The 15,069-nt window shown below is 48.2% G+C and carries 16 protein-coding genes and 1 pseudogene; 10 read left to right on the top strand and 7 right to left on the bottom strand.

What is annotated here, in order from left to right; translation table 11 throughout:
* Positions 1 to 38 precede the first annotated feature (38 nt).
* Entirely contained in the window at positions 39 to 614 is a 576-nt protein-coding gene (locus AAX04_RS06630) for a hypothetical protein (RefSeq protein WP_066795874.1), read from the top strand.
* On the opposite strand, the gene cdd is transcribed toward AAX04_RS06630, so the two are convergent.
* Positions 569 to 955, bottom strand: coding sequence for a cytidine deaminase (gene cdd / locus AAX04_RS06625; protein WP_066795871.1), 387 nt, complete (start codon positions 953 to 955; stop codon positions 569 to 571). The genes AAX04_RS06630 and cdd overlap by 46 nt on opposite strands.
* Positions 956 to 1,358: 403 nt before the next feature.
* Between cdd and AAX04_RS06620 the strand changes: the two genes are divergently transcribed.
* From AAX04_RS06620 to AAX04_RS06610, 3 genes are all read left to right on the top strand, one after another.
* Positions 1,359 to 2,141, top strand: a complete 783-nt coding sequence (locus AAX04_RS06620; RefSeq protein ID WP_156519735.1) for a hypothetical protein — start codon at positions 1,359 to 1,361, stop codon at positions 2,139 to 2,141.
* A 96-nt stretch (positions 2,142 to 2,237) separates the two neighbouring features.
* Positions 2,238 to 2,930 carry a ribose-5-phosphate isomerase RpiA gene (gene rpiA, locus AAX04_RS06615; protein ID WP_066795867.1) on the top strand — a complete coding sequence of 231 codons (693 nt, stop codon included), beginning with the start codon at positions 2,238 to 2,240 and terminating at the stop codon, positions 2,928 to 2,930.
* Positions 2,931 to 2,979: 49 nt separating this feature from the next.
* A complete protein-coding gene (locus tag AAX04_RS06610; protein WP_066795865.1) occupies positions 2,980 to 3,555 on the top strand; it encodes a UbiX family flavin prenyltransferase in 576 nt (191 codons plus the stop codon).
* A 67-nt stretch (positions 3,556 to 3,622) separates the two neighbouring features.
* Here AAX04_RS06610 and AAX04_RS06605 read toward each other — a convergent pair whose 3' ends face one another.
* Positions 3,623 to 4,195, bottom strand: coding sequence for a phosphoribosyltransferase (locus AAX04_RS06605; RefSeq protein WP_066795863.1), 573 nt, complete (start codon positions 4,193 to 4,195; stop codon positions 3,623 to 3,625).
* A 292-nt stretch (positions 4,196 to 4,487) separates the two neighbouring features.
* On the opposite strand from AAX04_RS06605, the gene AAX04_RS06600 reads away from it, so the two are divergent.
* The 3 genes from AAX04_RS06600 (at position 4,488) to aspS (ending at position 8,031) form a co-directional block, all read left to right on the top strand.
* A complete protein-coding gene (locus AAX04_RS06600) occupies positions 4,488 to 5,870 on the top strand; it encodes an MFS transporter (protein WP_066795856.1) in 1,383 nt (460 codons plus the stop codon).
* Positions 5,871 to 6,174: 304 nt separating this feature from the next.
* Positions 6,175 to 6,708: a DUF309 domain-containing protein gene (locus AAX04_RS06595; protein WP_066795854.1), complete on the top strand. Its 534-nt coding sequence runs from the start codon at positions 6,175 to 6,177 to the stop codon at positions 6,706 to 6,708.
* Positions 6,709 to 6,738: 30 nt separating this feature from the next.
* Complete coding sequence (aspS, locus tag AAX04_RS06590; protein ID WP_238377824.1) at positions 6,739 to 8,031, top strand: aspartate--tRNA(Asn) ligase; 1,293 nt, start codon at positions 6,739 to 6,741, stop codon at positions 8,029 to 8,031.
* A 165-nt stretch (positions 8,032 to 8,196) separates the two neighbouring features.
* Here aspS and AAX04_RS06585 read toward each other — a convergent pair whose 3' ends face one another.
* Entirely contained in the window at positions 8,197 to 9,273 is a 1,077-nt protein-coding gene (locus AAX04_RS06585) for a Gfo/Idh/MocA family protein (RefSeq protein WP_066795851.1), read from the bottom strand.
* 223 nt (positions 9,274 to 9,496) lie between these two features.
* Positions 9,497 to 10,309: a hypothetical protein gene (locus AAX04_RS06580; RefSeq protein ID WP_066795848.1), complete on the bottom strand. Its 813-nt coding sequence runs from the start codon at positions 10,307 to 10,309 to the stop codon at positions 9,497 to 9,499.
* Positions 10,310 to 11,371: 1,062 nt separating this feature from the next.
* Here AAX04_RS06580 and AAX04_RS12285 point away from each other — a divergent pair.
* Positions 11,372 to 11,602: a hypothetical protein gene (locus AAX04_RS12285; RefSeq protein ID WP_066795845.1), complete on the top strand. Its 231-nt coding sequence runs from the start codon at positions 11,372 to 11,374 to the stop codon at positions 11,600 to 11,602.
* Positions 11,603 to 11,609: 7 nt separating this feature from the next.
* On the opposite strand, the gene AAX04_RS06570 is transcribed toward AAX04_RS12285, so the two are convergent.
* Both AAX04_RS06570 and AAX04_RS06565 read right to left on the bottom strand, forming a co-directional pair.
* Positions 11,610 to 11,921, bottom strand: coding sequence for a hypothetical protein (locus AAX04_RS06570; RefSeq protein WP_066795843.1), 312 nt, complete (start codon positions 11,919 to 11,921; stop codon positions 11,610 to 11,612).
* 1 nt (position 11,922) lies between these two features.
* Positions 11,923 to 12,729, bottom strand: a complete 807-nt coding sequence (locus AAX04_RS06565; protein WP_066795841.1) for a D-aminoacyl-tRNA deacylase — start codon at positions 12,727 to 12,729, stop codon at positions 11,923 to 11,925.
* A 50-nt stretch (positions 12,730 to 12,779) separates the two neighbouring features.
* Between AAX04_RS06565 and AAX04_RS11915 the strand changes: the two genes are divergently transcribed.
* Positions 12,780 to 12,929, top strand: coding sequence for a hypothetical protein (locus AAX04_RS11915; protein WP_156519734.1), 150 nt, complete (start codon positions 12,780 to 12,782; stop codon positions 12,927 to 12,929).
* A 66-nt stretch (positions 12,930 to 12,995) separates the two neighbouring features.
* On the opposite strand, the pseudogene AAX04_RS06560 reads toward AAX04_RS11915, so the two are convergent.
* A pseudogene (locus AAX04_RS06560) lies at positions 12,996 to 13,601 on the bottom strand (amino acid permease); the annotation flags it as partial.
* A 294-nt stretch (positions 13,602 to 13,895) separates the two neighbouring features.
* Between AAX04_RS06560 and AAX04_RS06555 the strand changes: the two are divergent.
* Positions 13,896 to 14,777 (top strand): DUF89 domain-containing protein, encoded by an 882-nt coding sequence (locus AAX04_RS06555; RefSeq protein ID WP_066795838.1) that lies wholly within the window; start codon positions 13,896 to 13,898, stop codon positions 14,775 to 14,777.
* The last annotated feature ends 292 nt before the right edge of the window (positions 14,778 to 15,069 follow it).

Below are 15,069 nucleotides of genomic sequence, written 5' to 3'. Positions count from 1 at the left end.
CCAATAGGGTTAATAACTGGGCCACCCATGGTTAAGCAATGGAACTTGTAATGCTCGTACACGGCTCAAGGGACCCAGAATACCTAAACTCAGTGAGGGAATTCAGCCAACTCCTGGGCGTGGGCCACTCACTAATGCTCAACGGTGAGACCCACGGCAAAGGCTTAACGTTCCCATTATTCATCGAATACGGTGACGACTACGAGAGGGCCCTCGCTAAGGCCAACTTGAAGGTGAAGCCCCTACTGGAGTGGCCTGGTTTCATAGAAACCTTAAGGGAGAACGTAAGTGGAGCCATTGTCATGCATGGATCAAGGAACCCCCGCTTCAGGGAGGAATTGAGCGAACTGGTTAAGGCTGGCCTTAAGGTTTACCTCCTCGTGGGGGAGCCCAACATCAGTAGTATCGCCAATGAGTGCCCCAGTGAAGTCTACCTACTCTTCCTATTCAGGGGTGTAATATTCAACAGAGCGGCTGCTGAGGTTAAGGCTAATTGCGGCGATGTTGAGGTTAAGGGGCCCCTGTACCGTGAACCCTGGTTCATAAGCTACCTTAAGGCTAACCTCAGTTACTTAAGTTTAAACGGCATTGGAAGCAGTTCACCCAACTTATGAACCCTAACCTCACCATTGGGTGACGTAACGACGACTGTCTCAACGTTGAACTCGCTCATAACCTGTAGGCATGCACCACAGGGGTAGGTGAACCCATCCCTATTCGACACAATGACCACGGTCTTAATGTCCCTATGTCCCTCACTAACAGCCTTAAATATAGCCACCCTCTCGGCGCACATTGATAGGCCGTAGGAGGAGTTCTCCACATTAACCCCAGTGAACATTTCACCACTGCTCGTTATGGCCACTGAGGCTACCTTAACCCCGGAGTAGGGTGAGTAGGAGTTTTTAAGATAATCCTTAGCCAATTTAATGGCTTTTTCAATCAACTCATCCATAAGGTGATTGGTCTTAACCCAGGCTTTTTAAACGTGAAAACTTAGAGAGGCTAGGGGTTCGTGAGCTTCGGCCTCTATCCCAGGGGTTACTTGAACTCTCAGTATCAACGCCTAGAACCTTAATCGGTACCTAGTTGAATATCGATAGATATGAGAGATAGCTGCAAAGGTATTAAGGCGTTATATATTACCTTTTACCGAAAAACTTAAAAGCCAATCATCATTAAAGCGGAATGGTACTATGAAATATGTAAGAATTGCGGCGATACTTGAGCCGGTGTTAATGCTAAGTGGCGGGGCCTTGTTGCTGGTAGCGTCCTTGAAAGCCCAAAAAATGCTAGTGTCACCGTTGGAGGTTGTATCAAACCACTTAATCCGCATTTTAATTTATTGCCTAATATGTTTGTCGATTAGTAGGCTTAGGCTGTTTTACGTAACCATATCGGCGGTTACCTTACCCATACTACTCTATGCGTACGCAACCGTAGAACCCATGAGGTTAATCGCCTTACTCTCAGCGGCAGGCATCTCGTTCTTAATGTTATTCTTAATATTAGACATGATTATGGAGCGGATAGCAGGCATTAAAAGTGATAATGAGCCCCACGGTTACGGTAGAGGGACTAAGTTAGTCTGGGCGTTAACAGGCAACATCTTCACCATATTAGGGGCTATATTTACCATCTTATTCACCTTAGGCCTCCTGAGTGCCCTTAAAGTCTCCACGTGGTTTAACATTAAGGTACTTGATTCAGTTGGGAATGTAATCGAAGCAGCCCTAATGATGCTTGTGGGTCTCTACTTTAGGCACTACGTGGGGAGGATTCTAAGGTTTATAGTGTCCCTAGACCCGGTAGGCCATGACGTGTATTACGATGAGCATGGTCTTTTCCGTGACTCCCCAGGCACACCGTACCTAGTTAAGTGGAGTGAGGTGCAGCGGGTTGAGGTAATTTCGGTTTCTGAAATATCTAAGAAATTTACCGCCAGGGTTCGCTGGGTTCTTTGGGCCTTCATAAACGGCTTCCCCTTCAAAGTACACGGCCGTTCCACTAGGGAGAGGGGGAGAATTCTAATTGTGAGGAAGGATGGAACCAGCATGGTTCTTGATGATGTAGTGGCCCCCAGCGGCCTAATTCCCATATTTAAAGGCTTCATGGAGGAAGACTCGGCGGGAAGGACTTAGGAACCATCATAATCGATGTCTTTTGACCACTAGGAAGCGTAAGGTGGTGGGATTAACGTGGGTTTAGGTTAAATTAGGTAGACTAGGGGGAGTTTCATGGATCCCAAGCTAGCTGCGGCTAGGGCTGCCCTTAGGTATGTTAGGGATGGGTACGTTATTGGAGTTGGGTCTGGGTCAACGGCCTTAACCTTCCTAACCGAGTTGGCTAAAGTTATTACGAGTGGTTCCTTAATTAACGTAAGGCTAGTGGCCACCTCAACTGAGACTGAGTATGAGATTGTTAAACTGGGTTTAGGCGACCTGCTCAGGTACCCGTGGCAGGTTAACGCCATTGACGTGGCTATTGACGGCGCCGATGAGGTTGATCCAGGTAAAAACCTAATCAAGGGTGGGGGTGGTGCGTTGACTAGGGAGAAGATAATTGACTACTGGGCTAGGGAATTCATAGTGATTGTCGATGAGACGAAGCTAGTGGGTAAGATACCAAGTACCCATCCAATACCCATTGAGGTTATACCATACGCCTGGCCTATAGTTAAGGCTAGGCTTGAGGGTAAGTACGGCGGCTCGGCAGTTTTAAGGTACTCTCCTGGTAAGAGGGGGCCTGTGGTTACTGATAACGGGAACTTCATAATCGACTACAGGCCTGGGGTTACCCTAAACCCAACTGAGGGTGAGGTTGACATTAAGCTCATACCGGGTGTCGTTGAGGTTGGGTTGTTCAGCGGCTCAAGGGTGAGTAGGGTCATTGTAGGTAGGGCTGATGGCACGGTTACTGAGATTGCGTGAAGCCAGCTAGTGACTAATTAATAAATAGCTAAGTTAGGCCGCCTTAACCATGAGGAGGGTGGTGGTTGCCATAACGGGTGCCTCGGGGGTTATTTACGGGGTTAGGTTACTAGAGTCCTTAAGCAGGGTAAGTGATGTTGAGGTTCACCTAGTGGTTTCTAAATCAGCCTTAAAGGTCCTTAAACATGAATTAGACCTGGGTCTAGATGACTTGGTTAAGCTGGCCCATAAGGCTTATAATGACGATGAGCTTGATGCACCGATAGCCAGTGGTTCCTTCGGCTTTCAGGCAATGGCCATAGCCCCATGCTCAATGAAGACCCTCTCCGCCATAGCACACGGCTACACCTCAAACTTAGTCACCAGGGCCGCTGATGTGGCGCTTAAAGAGAGAAGGAGACTAGTGCTCTTGATTAGGGAGGCTCCCTACAGCCTCATCCACATTAGGAACATGATGCTTGCCACCGAGGCTGGGGCAATAGTGATGCCCGCTAGCCCACCATTCTACGGTAAGCCAAGGACAATTGATGACTTGGTTAACGCCGTGGTGGGTAGGGTTATGGTGCTCATGGGTATTGAAAATAACCTATACCCTGTGTGGGATGACCCCCCTCCCCACCCTTAAGGGCGGGGTTTCACTGCTGGGGTCTTGGGCGTTACCCCCTCTTTGGGGGTCAGGGGTGAGCTTAATGTTAAGGCGAGGATTGCCTAACGGCCATGTCGAGGATTAGTCTCCTTATCCTAGCCACAATACCCTTATCCCTAACACCACTCAACGCCGCCTCAGCCCCATCCCCAAGCTCCCTAATGGTCTCCCCAAGCTCCCATGGGAATATGACCCAGGCCGTTGTTTCACCGGCATAGTAATTCGGCTTAAACCTAGTCCACGGCTTAATCATCAGGGTGGCTGTCCTAATGTCGAGGGCACCCTGCCCCTTGAGGTAATCATAAGCCGCTGATAATGTTGCCCCAGTGTCCGATATGTCATCCACGAGCAGTACCCTTAAGCCCCTTACGCTGATCGGTATTGGCTGGGCTATCGTTGCCTCTTCGCCTCGCTTACCAATGCCCTTATACAACTTAACCTCCACAGAAGACATGTTACCTATGCCTAAAATATCCTCAATTATCTTGGCTATCACAACCCCACCCCTGGCTATGCCAACAACCACATCAGGCCTATAACTATCCTTAATTATTGATTCAGATACCTTAATGGTCAAGTCCATTATATCATCCCAGGTTAAATACTTAAACTCTACCATTAAAATCGTTTTACTTAGCCACTTATAAACCTTACTCCCACTATAACCTTTTCAATTCACCGCATTATTAGGCGTTACATCGTTAAGTTAGGTGATTGAATAATTAAACGCAATGACCTACAGCCAACAGGTGGTCATTTAAGTTTACCAACTTCATTAGGCAACTGGTCGTGTGATCTCCAATAGCGCATGGGTAATTCACCATTAGTATCTATATAGTTATTTACCATATAAATAGGGTTAGTGTTTTACCGGCAAAAACCCTATTAAGGCTCCGGTTACATGGATAATGATGGTGAGTAGAACACCATTTGAGCCGCTTGACTGGTCAAGGCCAACTAAGGCGCACGTTAAGTTGCTTTTAATATCTGGAGCTGGCTTCTTCTCCGACGCCTATGACCTCTTCGCCATATCGGTAGCCTTGGTCTTCCTTAAGCAGGTTTGGTCATTAACGTCAGCTGATATAAGCCTAATAGCCTCAGCCGCATTGTTCGGCGCAGTCATAGGCCCATTCATATTCGGTAGGATAGGTGACATCTTCGGCCGTAAGTACATTTACGGTGTGGAGGCGGCCTTATTGGCGGCTGGGGCCGTGGCGTCGGCCTTATCAATAAACCCAACAATGCTTTGGGTAACCAGGTTCATACTTGGACTTGGCGTTGGTGGAGATTACCCAATCAGCGCAACGTTAATGAGTGAGTATGCGCCAGCTAAGAGCCGTGGCTTATTTGTGGCTGGGGTGTTCTCCATGCAGGGTTGGGGTATTGTAACCGCAGCCGTATTAGGGTTATCCCTCCTACACTTAAACGTAAACCCAGACCTAGCCTGGAGGATTCTACTTGGTGTTGGTGCAGTATTCCCGGCCCTGGTCATTTACTTTAGGCGTAGGGTTCATGAAACACCCAGGTTTGAGTACTTCGTTAGGAGGGATGTGGAGGGCGTTAGGAAGGCTATTAAGGATGTGTTGAGGTCCGATGTTAACATTAACGCTGAGGTTAATGGTAGTGATGGTATTAGCCTATCAAGGTACATATTGGTAATCCTAGGCACTGCAATACCCTGGTTCGCCCTTGACGTATTCTTCTATGGAGCCAACATATTCGGGCCTTTTGTAACATTAGCCCTAGGCCTCGCCAACAGCTCACTGGCATCAATCTACACTCAGCTATACGTCGCCTTAGCCTTCCTCGTCCCAGGTTACTACGTGGCTGCCCTACTGGTGGATAAGATTGGTAGGAAGTTAATGCAGATAATGGGCTTCTCCATAGTGGCCGCTGCATACTTGATAGCAGCCCTCATTCTAAGGAGTGGCATTACAGATCCCATGGTTATACTGGCGCTTTATGGTATTGCCCAGTTCTTCACAAATGTTGGACCCAACGTAACCACGTTCATAATACCGGCTGAGGTCTTCCCAACAAGGTACAGGACCACGGGTCACGGTATTGCTGCAGGAAGCGGTAAGCTGGGTGCTACGTTAGCCGCGCTCCTCATACCAATCTACTTCCCAATAACAAGCAGCACCTTAAGTGCAGCCGCTAAGCTTGCCATAATGTCTAAATTGCTGCTAGTGCTTGTAGCCTTCGCTGTGGTAGGTATAATATTCACGTTACCCATAAAGGAGCCTAAGGAGAAACCCCTTGAGGTTTCCTCAGGGGAAGTACGGATGAATTAGCCGTTCCCCTTTTTACTACGTTCCCTAGCAACCATGCATGGTAACTAAACTAAAGTGAGCTACCGGTTTTTAATTGGGTTACTGTCTGAGCGCTTACTATGGTTTACTCTACGGTGGGCTGGGAGTAAATAGTGCTCTTTTATGATAGGTTCAGTGAGGAAACATTGCGCTGGTCCTTAGTAAGCCACCATAAAACCAAACATAGATTGCATCCTACTGATGAGTCCTCTTTACCTGTTTGTTCATGGTTCAGAGGGCATTGCTGAGATACGCATTTTAACTAAGCTGATGCTAATACCTCCTCATGAGGGTTTTGATTTACTTAAGTAATACCAGGGGCTATGAGCCTAAGGATAGGGTAAACTTAATGAAGCAGTTAAGGTCTATGGGTATTAGGGTAATTAACGTTAGGGTAGCCACAAGGCACCTTGAGGTTGATGCGAGCACAGATAACGTGGATGAGGCGGCGCATACACTAGGTCTCTTAATTGGGCCTGTCCTTGAGGTGGTTAACTTAACCATGGAGCATAGATACGATAACCCATTTAGGGCCTACGTTGACCTATTCAACGGTGAGAGGTTTTGGGAGGCCCACGAGGCTCTTGAGCCCATCTGGAGGGTTGGTAGGGATGTTAATGTGCAGGGCTTGATAGTTGCTGCGGCGGCCTTTGTGAAACTTCAGGAGGGTTACATTGAACCCTTCCTGAGGTTAGCTAATAGGGCCTTATCCATGTTAACCGCCAGCGCCGTGGATTGCATTGACCTAGTTAGCTTTAGGGCTGGTTTGAAGGATGCCCTAGGGGTCATGAGGCCATTTAGGGCTAGGTGCATTAATTAACGCTTAAATATGCCGGTGAATAAGCTTGACGTGGCTATTTACAGGAAGACCCATTGGGTAGGTGAAATAAAACCTGAGATGGATGGTAGGGAGGTTACGTTATCGGGTTGGGTTTGGGATATTAGGGACGTGGGTAGGATAAAGTTCATTGTGCTTAGGGATAGGGAGGGCATGGTTCAAGTCACGGTTAAGCGTTCATCAGTTAGCGAGGAGACGTGGAATGCTGTATCTAGGTTGGCTAAGGAGGATGTGATTAGCGTCAGGGGTGTGGTTAAGGCTAGTAAGGTTGCCAGGGCTGGGGTTGAGGTTGAGCCCATCGAGGTTAAGTTACTTAACAAGGCTAACCCGCTCCCAATAGACATCTGGGGAAACGTGGATGAGACCATGCTTGACTTGAGACTTAGGTACAGGGTAGTGGACCTCAAGCGCAGGGTCAATGTAATGCTCTTCAAGGCCATGAGTGAGGTTGTTAGGGCGATGCGCAATGTGCTTTACAGCCACGGCTTCATAGAGGTCTTCACCCCGAAGATAATAGCAACCAGCACCGAGGGCGGTGCTGAGTTATTCCCAGTCCAGTACTTTGAACGCACAGCCTACTTAGCCCAAAGCCCCCAGTTGTACAAGGAGGAGTTGACGGCCAGCCTTGAGAGGGTTTTTGAAATTGGGCCGGCCTATAGGGCTGAGAAGCATGACACAACGTACCACGTAAACGAGTTCATATCCGTCGACGCCGAGGCCGCCTTCATGGACTACAGGGACGTCATGGGGGTACTTGAGGATGTGGTCATAGAGGCCTATAGGGCCGCGGCACCAATCCTCAGTCAAATGGGCCGTGAGGTGAAGGTGCCGGTGAAGCCCTTCAAGGTCATTACTTATGATGAGGCCTTAAGCATGCTTGATAAGGAGGGTGTTAAGGTTAAGTGGGGTGACGACATACCTAAGGAGGGTTTAGAGAAGCTGAGCAGCTTGATCAAGGAGCCCTTCTTCATAATACACTTCCCAACCATGCTTAGGGCCTTCTACACAAAGCCCATTGAGGGTGATGAGTCTAGGAGCGAGTCCTTCGACCTGGTTATAGATGGGATGGAGGTTACCTCAGGGTCCACCAGGATTCACGACAGGAAGCAACTTGAGGAGGCCATGAAGGCTAGGGGGCTTAACCCAGAGAACTTCGCAATGCACCTGGAAGCCTACGACTGGGGTATGCCACCGCATGCTGGCTGGGGGCTTGGCCTATACAGGCTAATGATGGTGATGGCTAAGGTGAGGAACATTAGGGAAGTCATACTGTTCCCAAGGGATAGGTACAGGTTAACACCTTAATGGGCAGTGAAATTAAGCACAAAACAATAATGGAGGCTTATTAACCTTTAAAGTGGAGTTGCTTAGGAAGGTGCTCAACCTTGATTAGTGGGTAATTATTAAAGATTCTAGCTTACCAACTTTGGTTTGGGAATCTCTTTTATGCTACTTGATTTTCACGTTAACTTAGATCTCAGGTATGGTTACCCTTACCTCACTGCCCTTACTAGCTGACTCATATATGGCGTCTATTATTGAGTGTATTATCACGCTTTGGTAACCCGTGGTTGGCGGTTCCTTACCCTGGGTTATTGAGTCGATGAATGCCCTAACCATCTCCAGGGACATGTCCACGTTACCCAGCACGGGCTTGGTGTCGTAGAGGAAGTTGCTAGTCCTACTGTGCAGTGTCATTTCGGTGACTGCCTCGTGGCCCCTACCCTCCAATCCGCCCTTGTTGCCGAGAACCCTGTATATGCCGACCTCACCCACGTGGGATACGTTGGCCGCCCAACCAACCTCAATTATCATGGAGACGCCATTCTCAAACCTGATGAAGCCCACGGCGTAGTCCTCAAGCTCAAACTTGCTTGGGTCCCATGAACCCCAGTTGAACTTAACCTCCTCAGGGTTCCTGCCGAACTTAGTGTACGTTGCACCACTCACGGTTACTGGCCTTAGGAAGTTGAGTAGTGAAAGTAGGTTATCAAGTATGTAGCACCCTATGTCCAGTAACGCACCCCTACCACCCGACAACTGCTTATCTATGAAGGTCGGTGAACCAGGTATGCCCCTCCTCCTAACCAGGTAGCCGTAGGCTAAGTATGGTTCACCAACCATCCCAAGGCTCATGGCCTCGGCCCCGAATTTAAGCGCTGGGGAGAATCTTGACCAGTAGCCGACCATGAGCACCTTACCCTTAGCCTTAGCTGTCCTAACCACGTCAACAACCTCACTTAGGTTGGCTCCAAGGGGCTTATCAACAAGCACATGGACACCCTTACTAAGAACATCCTTAGCGACCTTAGCGTGGAGGCCTGTGGGGGTTACGATACTTACCGCGTCCGGGTTCTCCCTCTCAATCATCTCCATGTAGTCAGTGTAGTACTTCACCTTGAATTCCCTACCAACCTCCTCAGCCCTCCTTTGGTTAACATCTGCAACCGCCACAACCTCGACGTTGGGTAGTTTGGTGTAGGGTATTAGGTGCCTACCCCTACCGTGGCCACCAACCCCAATCACCCCAACCCTAACCTTATCCATGCGTAGGCTACTGCGTCTGGGTTTAAAGTATTGAATGTGGAAACCTTATTAAAAACCGGTTAACCCTAGGGGTTGATGATGAGGCGCGTGAGGTAGGATTTAATGACGGCTTCCAGGCTACTGACCATCAACAGGCTAACCTTAAAGGTGTAGTCAAGTGTCTATTCAAGGGTGGCTTAAGATTACGCCACAAGCCTTAACCTCACCTTTAAACACCACATCTCTATTGGCTCACTTCCTCGAATTCATATTCGCCGTGGTGCTTAACCAGCGTTATGCCGTATGCCTTAGCCGCATTAAGGAGCCTCCCTAGGCTCTCCCCCTCCATTGAGTACGCCACTATTGGTATTATCAACTTGCCCCCTGGCGCCCTCTCCCTATACCTATCAACCTTCCTGGCCAAGTCCCTAATATCCCTAGACCTCAACGTTGTCTTTATCTCTATTAACAGTACCTTATCCTCAGCCTCCACGAAGCCGTCGAACTCAGCCTCGCTATCAAGTCTAAGCCTCCTTACCCTATCCACGGCGATGCCATACCTCTCCCTTACCCAGCCTGGCAGATAGTGCCTTATATCCTGCTCCACAAGTTTACCCACAGTCCTCGATAAGCCGCCTAAATCCCTCGATACACCCCTAACAATCCTTGTTAGGTTCTCATGGTTTTTCCTTAATTCGCGTATTTCCTCCCATATTCTATGGTTCTCTTCCTGTAGCTTGTGTATTTCTTCCCACATCTTTTGTATATTCTCCCATATCTTCTGATTCTCCTCACGCAACTTACTAATCTCTTCCCATATTTTCCGAGTTTCCTCACGCAATTTGCTTATCTCCTCCCATATTCTATGGTTCTCCTCCCACAATTTACGCACCTCCTCCTTAAGCTCCTCCACGGCTTTTGTTAACCTGTTCACCGAGTCAGTTAACTGGTTAAGTGAGGCATTTGTGTTGACAATACCGAGTAGTCTCATGACCTCAAGCCTAAAGTTCTCATCCTCCCTAAGTAACTTAAGCACCTCCTCCTTGAAACTGCTCATCAAAGCCTCGATAGTATCCAAGTTTGGACTTTAAATACCTATTTTCCTTAGTGCAGTAATTTGAGTTCACATTGCCGTGCATTTTCTGGGTAAGGAGGTTGTTGCCCTTAACCATGCTGAAACCTGAGACTACGAGATATGACTCAGGGCTTAGCTAGCCTATGCTGAGACTTAGTATACTTTACAGTAATGGTAACGGTTAAGTTAGTAGGTGTATTTATGACTCCCTTCCCACCTTAGGGAGGTGGTTTTTTCATTGTGGGGGTCTTGGGTGTTATTCCCTCTGCGGGGTTGGTGGTTTTGTTCTTGGGGTGGTGGTGAGGGTGGGGTATCGCCCCACCGGCTCATCTGACGGAGGGAAGCAAACCCCCTCTCGGGGGCACCAACCCAAGCACCAAAACCCCAGCAGAGTTGAATTGTATAAACCCACCGCAATGAAACCCACACAGTGGTGCAACCCCACCATGAACGGCGAGGTTTGCCTCGTTATCAGGCATGAAGTTAACTATGACTTGCCTTAAATCCCTAAGTTTGTTAAATTAGCATGCTGCTTCATGCCTATGAACGTAGATGAATGATGATTTGGGTTTCACTGCTCCTCAATGGTTTTGATTATTCAAGATATCTATGTTTACTCAACACTTATTCTAGATCCTAGGGAGAGCAGATTGTACTATGTGAAGTATCCAAGACGAACCTGATGTAGCTTAGGCTGGTTAACAATAGTTAATGCCTTGAAGAAGCTACCCATTACTAGGGCTGTTTCGGTTTTCATAATCATTTTAAGTTTATAAAACTTAACCTTAGCGCCTTTATTAGTGCCCCTGGGTTTCCGAGATCCGTAGTGGCTGGGAACCCCCGGCGACGGGTGGGGAGCCGCTGCGGTGAGGGGGCCCAGGGAGACCGTCAAGAAGGAGACGGTGGGGATTTCATGAACCGCCGCCTCCGGAGAGACGGTATAGCTGAGGCCAGGAATATGTACATTACGTGCCTGGATGAGTGTAGGTCCTCATTGATATAGGGTATAGCATTACGCGCACTATTAGTAGGCTTAAGGAGAGTATGTTATGGATAAGCCCTAGTCAACCGTACTTGGCGAGACTAAGGATAATGTTTAGCCCAATTAGAGTCTTAGTGAAGCCAGCGCTTAAGCTATTACTAACGTTAACAATGCCGCGTAGGGCAGCCATAGGCAGGTTGATTAACTGGGCCAGGGTCGCCGGTAATGAATTGGTTGATGTGAAGGAGGATAACGGTGTAATCACGGTTAGGATAAGGATTAAGGGTAAGTGACTGCTAATTAGGGTCCCTCCTTGTTAAGGTTAAATATTGGTGGTATTGACAAAGCCTGAGCCTTAGCCTTTCTGGCTGTGCCAGTCACCCTAACGGTCACTGCGTAGTCTATGCTAAGCATGGCTGATCTAAACCAGGTTATGCACGGGGTTGGTACCTTGATGACGAGCCTATTGGCGTGTATGAATATTGGCACTGCGTAACACCCCTTAGAATCCCAATCAACCCCAGCAAGATCCCTAGCCTTAATTATCAACTCCCTGTACAACTGGGGTAATAGATCCACCCCCCTAGCCTCAATGACCATGTACCTCGGCATTTCACCTCCTCCTAACCACCGTGAGACCTAGCTTAACCAACTCATCCTCAACCATAACCCTCGACTCGCGGTCCAGGGACTTCCAGTGTATTATGCCTAACCTGGGTTTAACGCTATTCCTATCCACAGCCATTCTAACAATCTCCCTAGTCGGTTTAATGTACTTAGGCACCATGTGGCCCACGTCGTATTCACCATTGATTATATGCTCCATCAGTGTCGAATAGTGGAGGTCGCCAATGGACATAGCCACGTCCTTACCATCATTAATGAATCTACCCGTATCGTTGATTAAGTCGTAGATTAATGAGGCTAGGAAATCATGGGCCCTCTGATCCCTCCACTCAGTCTCAGTGGATCCAATCTCAGCGAAGATGGCCGGCTTATCGATGAATGGTCCGTGGTGGGTGGCCTCAAGTGAGGCGAAGTAACCATTCAACTCACCAATCCTCCTATAGGTCTCCCTGAAGAGGTTTGTTAAAACCCTCGGTTCGCTAATGGCCACAAGGCCTGGTTTACCGCCTAACTCAGCGTCACCCCAGTTACCGGGCGTGTGGAAGGTTATCAATGGCCTTGGGTTCCTCATCTCATGCCTACTCAGGAAGACCACTAGGTCAAGGTTATTGGCCCTAGCCCACTCATCAGCCTCATCAACGTAGACTATGTCCCTGTTTGAAATTAGGGCTAAGGCTAAGTCAGAGGTGTACTCATTACTATTAACCTCCTTAAACTTAATCATTCCATTGAGCGCCCGCCAAATACCCATTGAGGCTTCATCGAGCCTAGACACCACTAGCCCAATCTTCATCGACTAAGATGATGCAATGCTAATTAATAAAATTAATGCAAGGCGAGTTAATGGTTGCTGGCTTCCTCCTCGCTCTGAAGGTGGTCTCGGTCCTGGAGGTTACCACCCTTTTATCAGTCTCGCTGCTCTTGGATTCAGGTCGAAGGGCATGCACTAAGTTACCTACCCTTAGGGTAAGTAACCTTGACTTCATCTTTTAACCTGCGATTTTTAATACCCTTATTCAGGTGGTATTTCCCTGTACACCAGCGTTATGTCTATACAACGTGGAAGTTTGGTATTGATAAGCCCACCACCACCATGGCGGCTAAGGTACCTAGTAGGGCTAGGGTTCCTAGGGCTGTGGTTAACTTGAAGCCGGCGCTAGGCCTAACAATGTTAATTAGGATTATCACTATGAATGCCACTAGGGCTAGGGAGTAGTCAAACCAAACATTACTGGTGCTGAAGACTGTGTTGGCTAGGTTGATTAGGTTGCTTAGCCCATGTGTGTAGCCTATTACAAGTAGGACGTTGTTTATTGCCGTCACAGAGAAGAAGGCCGCCAGGGCGAAGAAGGGCGGCATGTTGAAGGCTAGGGCTACGCCCATTATTGAACCCAAGCCTCCGTGAAGTCTCCTGGTTATCCAAACGTAATCCCCACCAGTCCTAGGTATCCTAACTATGAAGTATGTGTAAAGCACCACGAGCGGTAAAGTGAGCAGGAACGTTATCAAGCTGGCTAGCCAGAGCACGGCACCGGGGATTACGTAAGGTGTGATGCCTATGAAGACCGCTAAACCAGCCCCCATGTTAGCCACGTTAAGCATTGCCGCATCCCAGAGGGAGGCCGACTTAACTAGGCCTGTGCTCTGCCTAACGAAGAGGGCCATGGGGAGTTAGGGGCATTAGCTAGGCTATAATAGCCCAGTGGTGCAGTTTAAGCAATACCCGCATTAATCCCCCTAAGATGTGAAGTGAGAAAGTAAGCACGATGAATAGTATGGCATAGTACGGCGTAGGGTATTGCAATTTTAAATAGCTCTAGACTTGAATAATTCTGGCAATAAATTAGTGGGCTTATAGTAATTAAGCTGGGTTAATGATTAGTTAAGGTTATTTAATTCCCTATAAACCTGAGAGGAAAGGTGTTTAAATCCCTTAATTCATAGCCCTGAGGTTGGTGAATGAAGCCGCATAGGGAATGCCCACTCTGCATTGTTAGTGTTAGGCTTAGTGAGGTTGAGGCGGCTAACATGAGTAATGAGGAGTCGCTGGCGGCTTCCAAACTGGTGCTTAATGCCTCTGCGGAGGCCTTTGAGGAGGAGTCTGAGTTGACCAGGATAGCCTCCAGGATATTCATCAAGGTTTCATCGACATACCCCCAGGTCACTGAGTACTATAGGGTCGCTAAACGCAGGAGTATTGATGCTGCTAAGGCTCAACTACCCTTAGTTAAAAATATGTTAAGGGGGTTGGAGGGCTATGAACTGTTTAAGGCTGCGGTTAGGGTCTCAATTGCGGGCAATTTACTCGACATGGGGGTTGCGTCTCATAAACCACCCAGTGAACTCCCCCTGGATTCATTAATGACCACGCCCTTCTCCAGGGATGACACAGGTGAATTATACAACATCTTATTGAAGGGTGGTTTAAAGGTAATCTGGCTCTTTGATAATGCCGGTGAGGCGATTTTCGATACAGTACTAATTGACCTGATTAGGGGGATGGGTAATAAGGTTATCGGAGTTGCCAAGGCTGATCCTGGCTTCCAAAACGACCTAACGATCAGTGATGCCGAGTATGCAGGTTTAAGTAGTCACTTGGATGAACTTGTCTCAACAGGCTACAGCGGCTCAAGCATCCACCTGGATAGGGTCAGTGATGAGTTCCTAAGTAGGCTTAGGGGGAGTGACCTAGTGGTCGCTAAGGGTATGGCACACTTTGAGTACATCTCAGAGGTTGACCTAGGTAAGCCTGTTGCCTTCCTACTAATACCCAAGTGCAGACCTGTGGCTGAGGCACTTGGGGTTGAGAAGGGCACCCTAGTGGCCATGTTAAGGGTTTAGTAATCACGGGTTGTTCTTCACCGAATTAGCTTAATGATGCCTAACCTTAACTGGTTAGGTAACCGTCTCTCCGGAGACGGTAGAGACTTGTTGTCTCCACCGTCTCCTTCTCGGCGGTCTCCCTGGGGCCCCAGGGACACCGCAGTGGCTCCCACCCCGTCGCCAGGGGTTCCCAGCCACTACGGATCTCGGGACCCCAGGGTCACTAATAAAGGGTGTTGGGGTTAGGCATTTAAATTTAACTGGGATTAACCATTAACAAAAATAAGCACTACAAATGATTATGAAAACC

It is taken from the genome of Caldivirga sp. MU80 (genome assembly GCF_001663375.1).
In the GTDB taxonomy this organism is placed as follows: Archaea; Thermoproteota; Thermoprotei; order Thermoproteales; family Thermocladiaceae; genus Caldivirga.
Note: the sequence above shows the minus strand (reverse complement) of the source record. Positions and strands in the feature narration are given on the sequence as shown.

Coding starts and splice junctions, on each gene's coding strand:
- AAX04_RS06630 (WP_066795874.1), top strand. CDS start 39: ATGGAACTTGTAATGCTCGTACACGGCTCAAGGGACCCAGAATACCTA.
- cdd (WP_066795871.1), bottom strand. CDS start 955: ATGGATGAGTTGATTGAAAAAGCCATTAAATTGGCTAAGGATTATCTT.
- rpiA (WP_066795867.1), top strand. CDS start 2,238: ATGGATCCCAAGCTAGCTGCGGCTAGGGCTGCCCTTAGGTATGTTAGG.
- AAX04_RS06610 (WP_066795865.1), top strand. CDS start 2,980: ATGAGGAGGGTGGTGGTTGCCATAACGGGTGCCTCGGGGGTTATTTAC.
- AAX04_RS06605 (WP_066795863.1), bottom strand. CDS start 4,195: ATGGTAGAGTTTAAGTATTTAACCTGGGATGATATAATGGACTTGACC.
- AAX04_RS06600 (WP_066795856.1), top strand. CDS start 4,488: ATGGTGAGTAGAACACCATTTGAGCCGCTTGACTGGTCAAGGCCAACT.
- AAX04_RS06595 (WP_066795854.1), top strand. CDS start 6,175: ATGAGGGTTTTGATTTACTTAAGTAATACCAGGGGCTATGAGCCTAAG.
- AAX04_RS06585 (WP_066795851.1), bottom strand. CDS start 9,273: ATGGATAAGGTTAGGGTTGGGGTGATTGGGGTTGGTGGCCACGGTAGG.
- AAX04_RS06580 (WP_066795848.1), bottom strand. CDS start 10,309: ATGAGCAGTTTCAAGGAGGAGGTGCTTAAGTTACTTAGGGAGGATGAG.
- AAX04_RS12285 (WP_066795845.1), top strand. CDS start 11,372: ATGTTATGGATAAGCCCTAGTCAACCGTACTTGGCGAGACTAAGGATA.
- AAX04_RS06570 (WP_066795843.1), bottom strand. CDS start 11,921: ATGCCGAGGTACATGGTCATTGAGGCTAGGGGGGTGGATCTATTACCC.
- AAX04_RS06565 (WP_066795841.1), bottom strand. CDS start 12,729: ATGAAGATTGGGCTAGTGGTGTCTAGGCTCGATGAAGCCTCAATGGGT.
- AAX04_RS11915 (WP_156519734.1), top strand. CDS start 12,780: ATGGTTGCTGGCTTCCTCCTCGCTCTGAAGGTGGTCTCGGTCCTGGAG.
- AAX04_RS06555 (WP_066795838.1), top strand. CDS start 13,896: ATGAAGCCGCATAGGGAATGCCCACTCTGCATTGTTAGTGTTAGGCTT.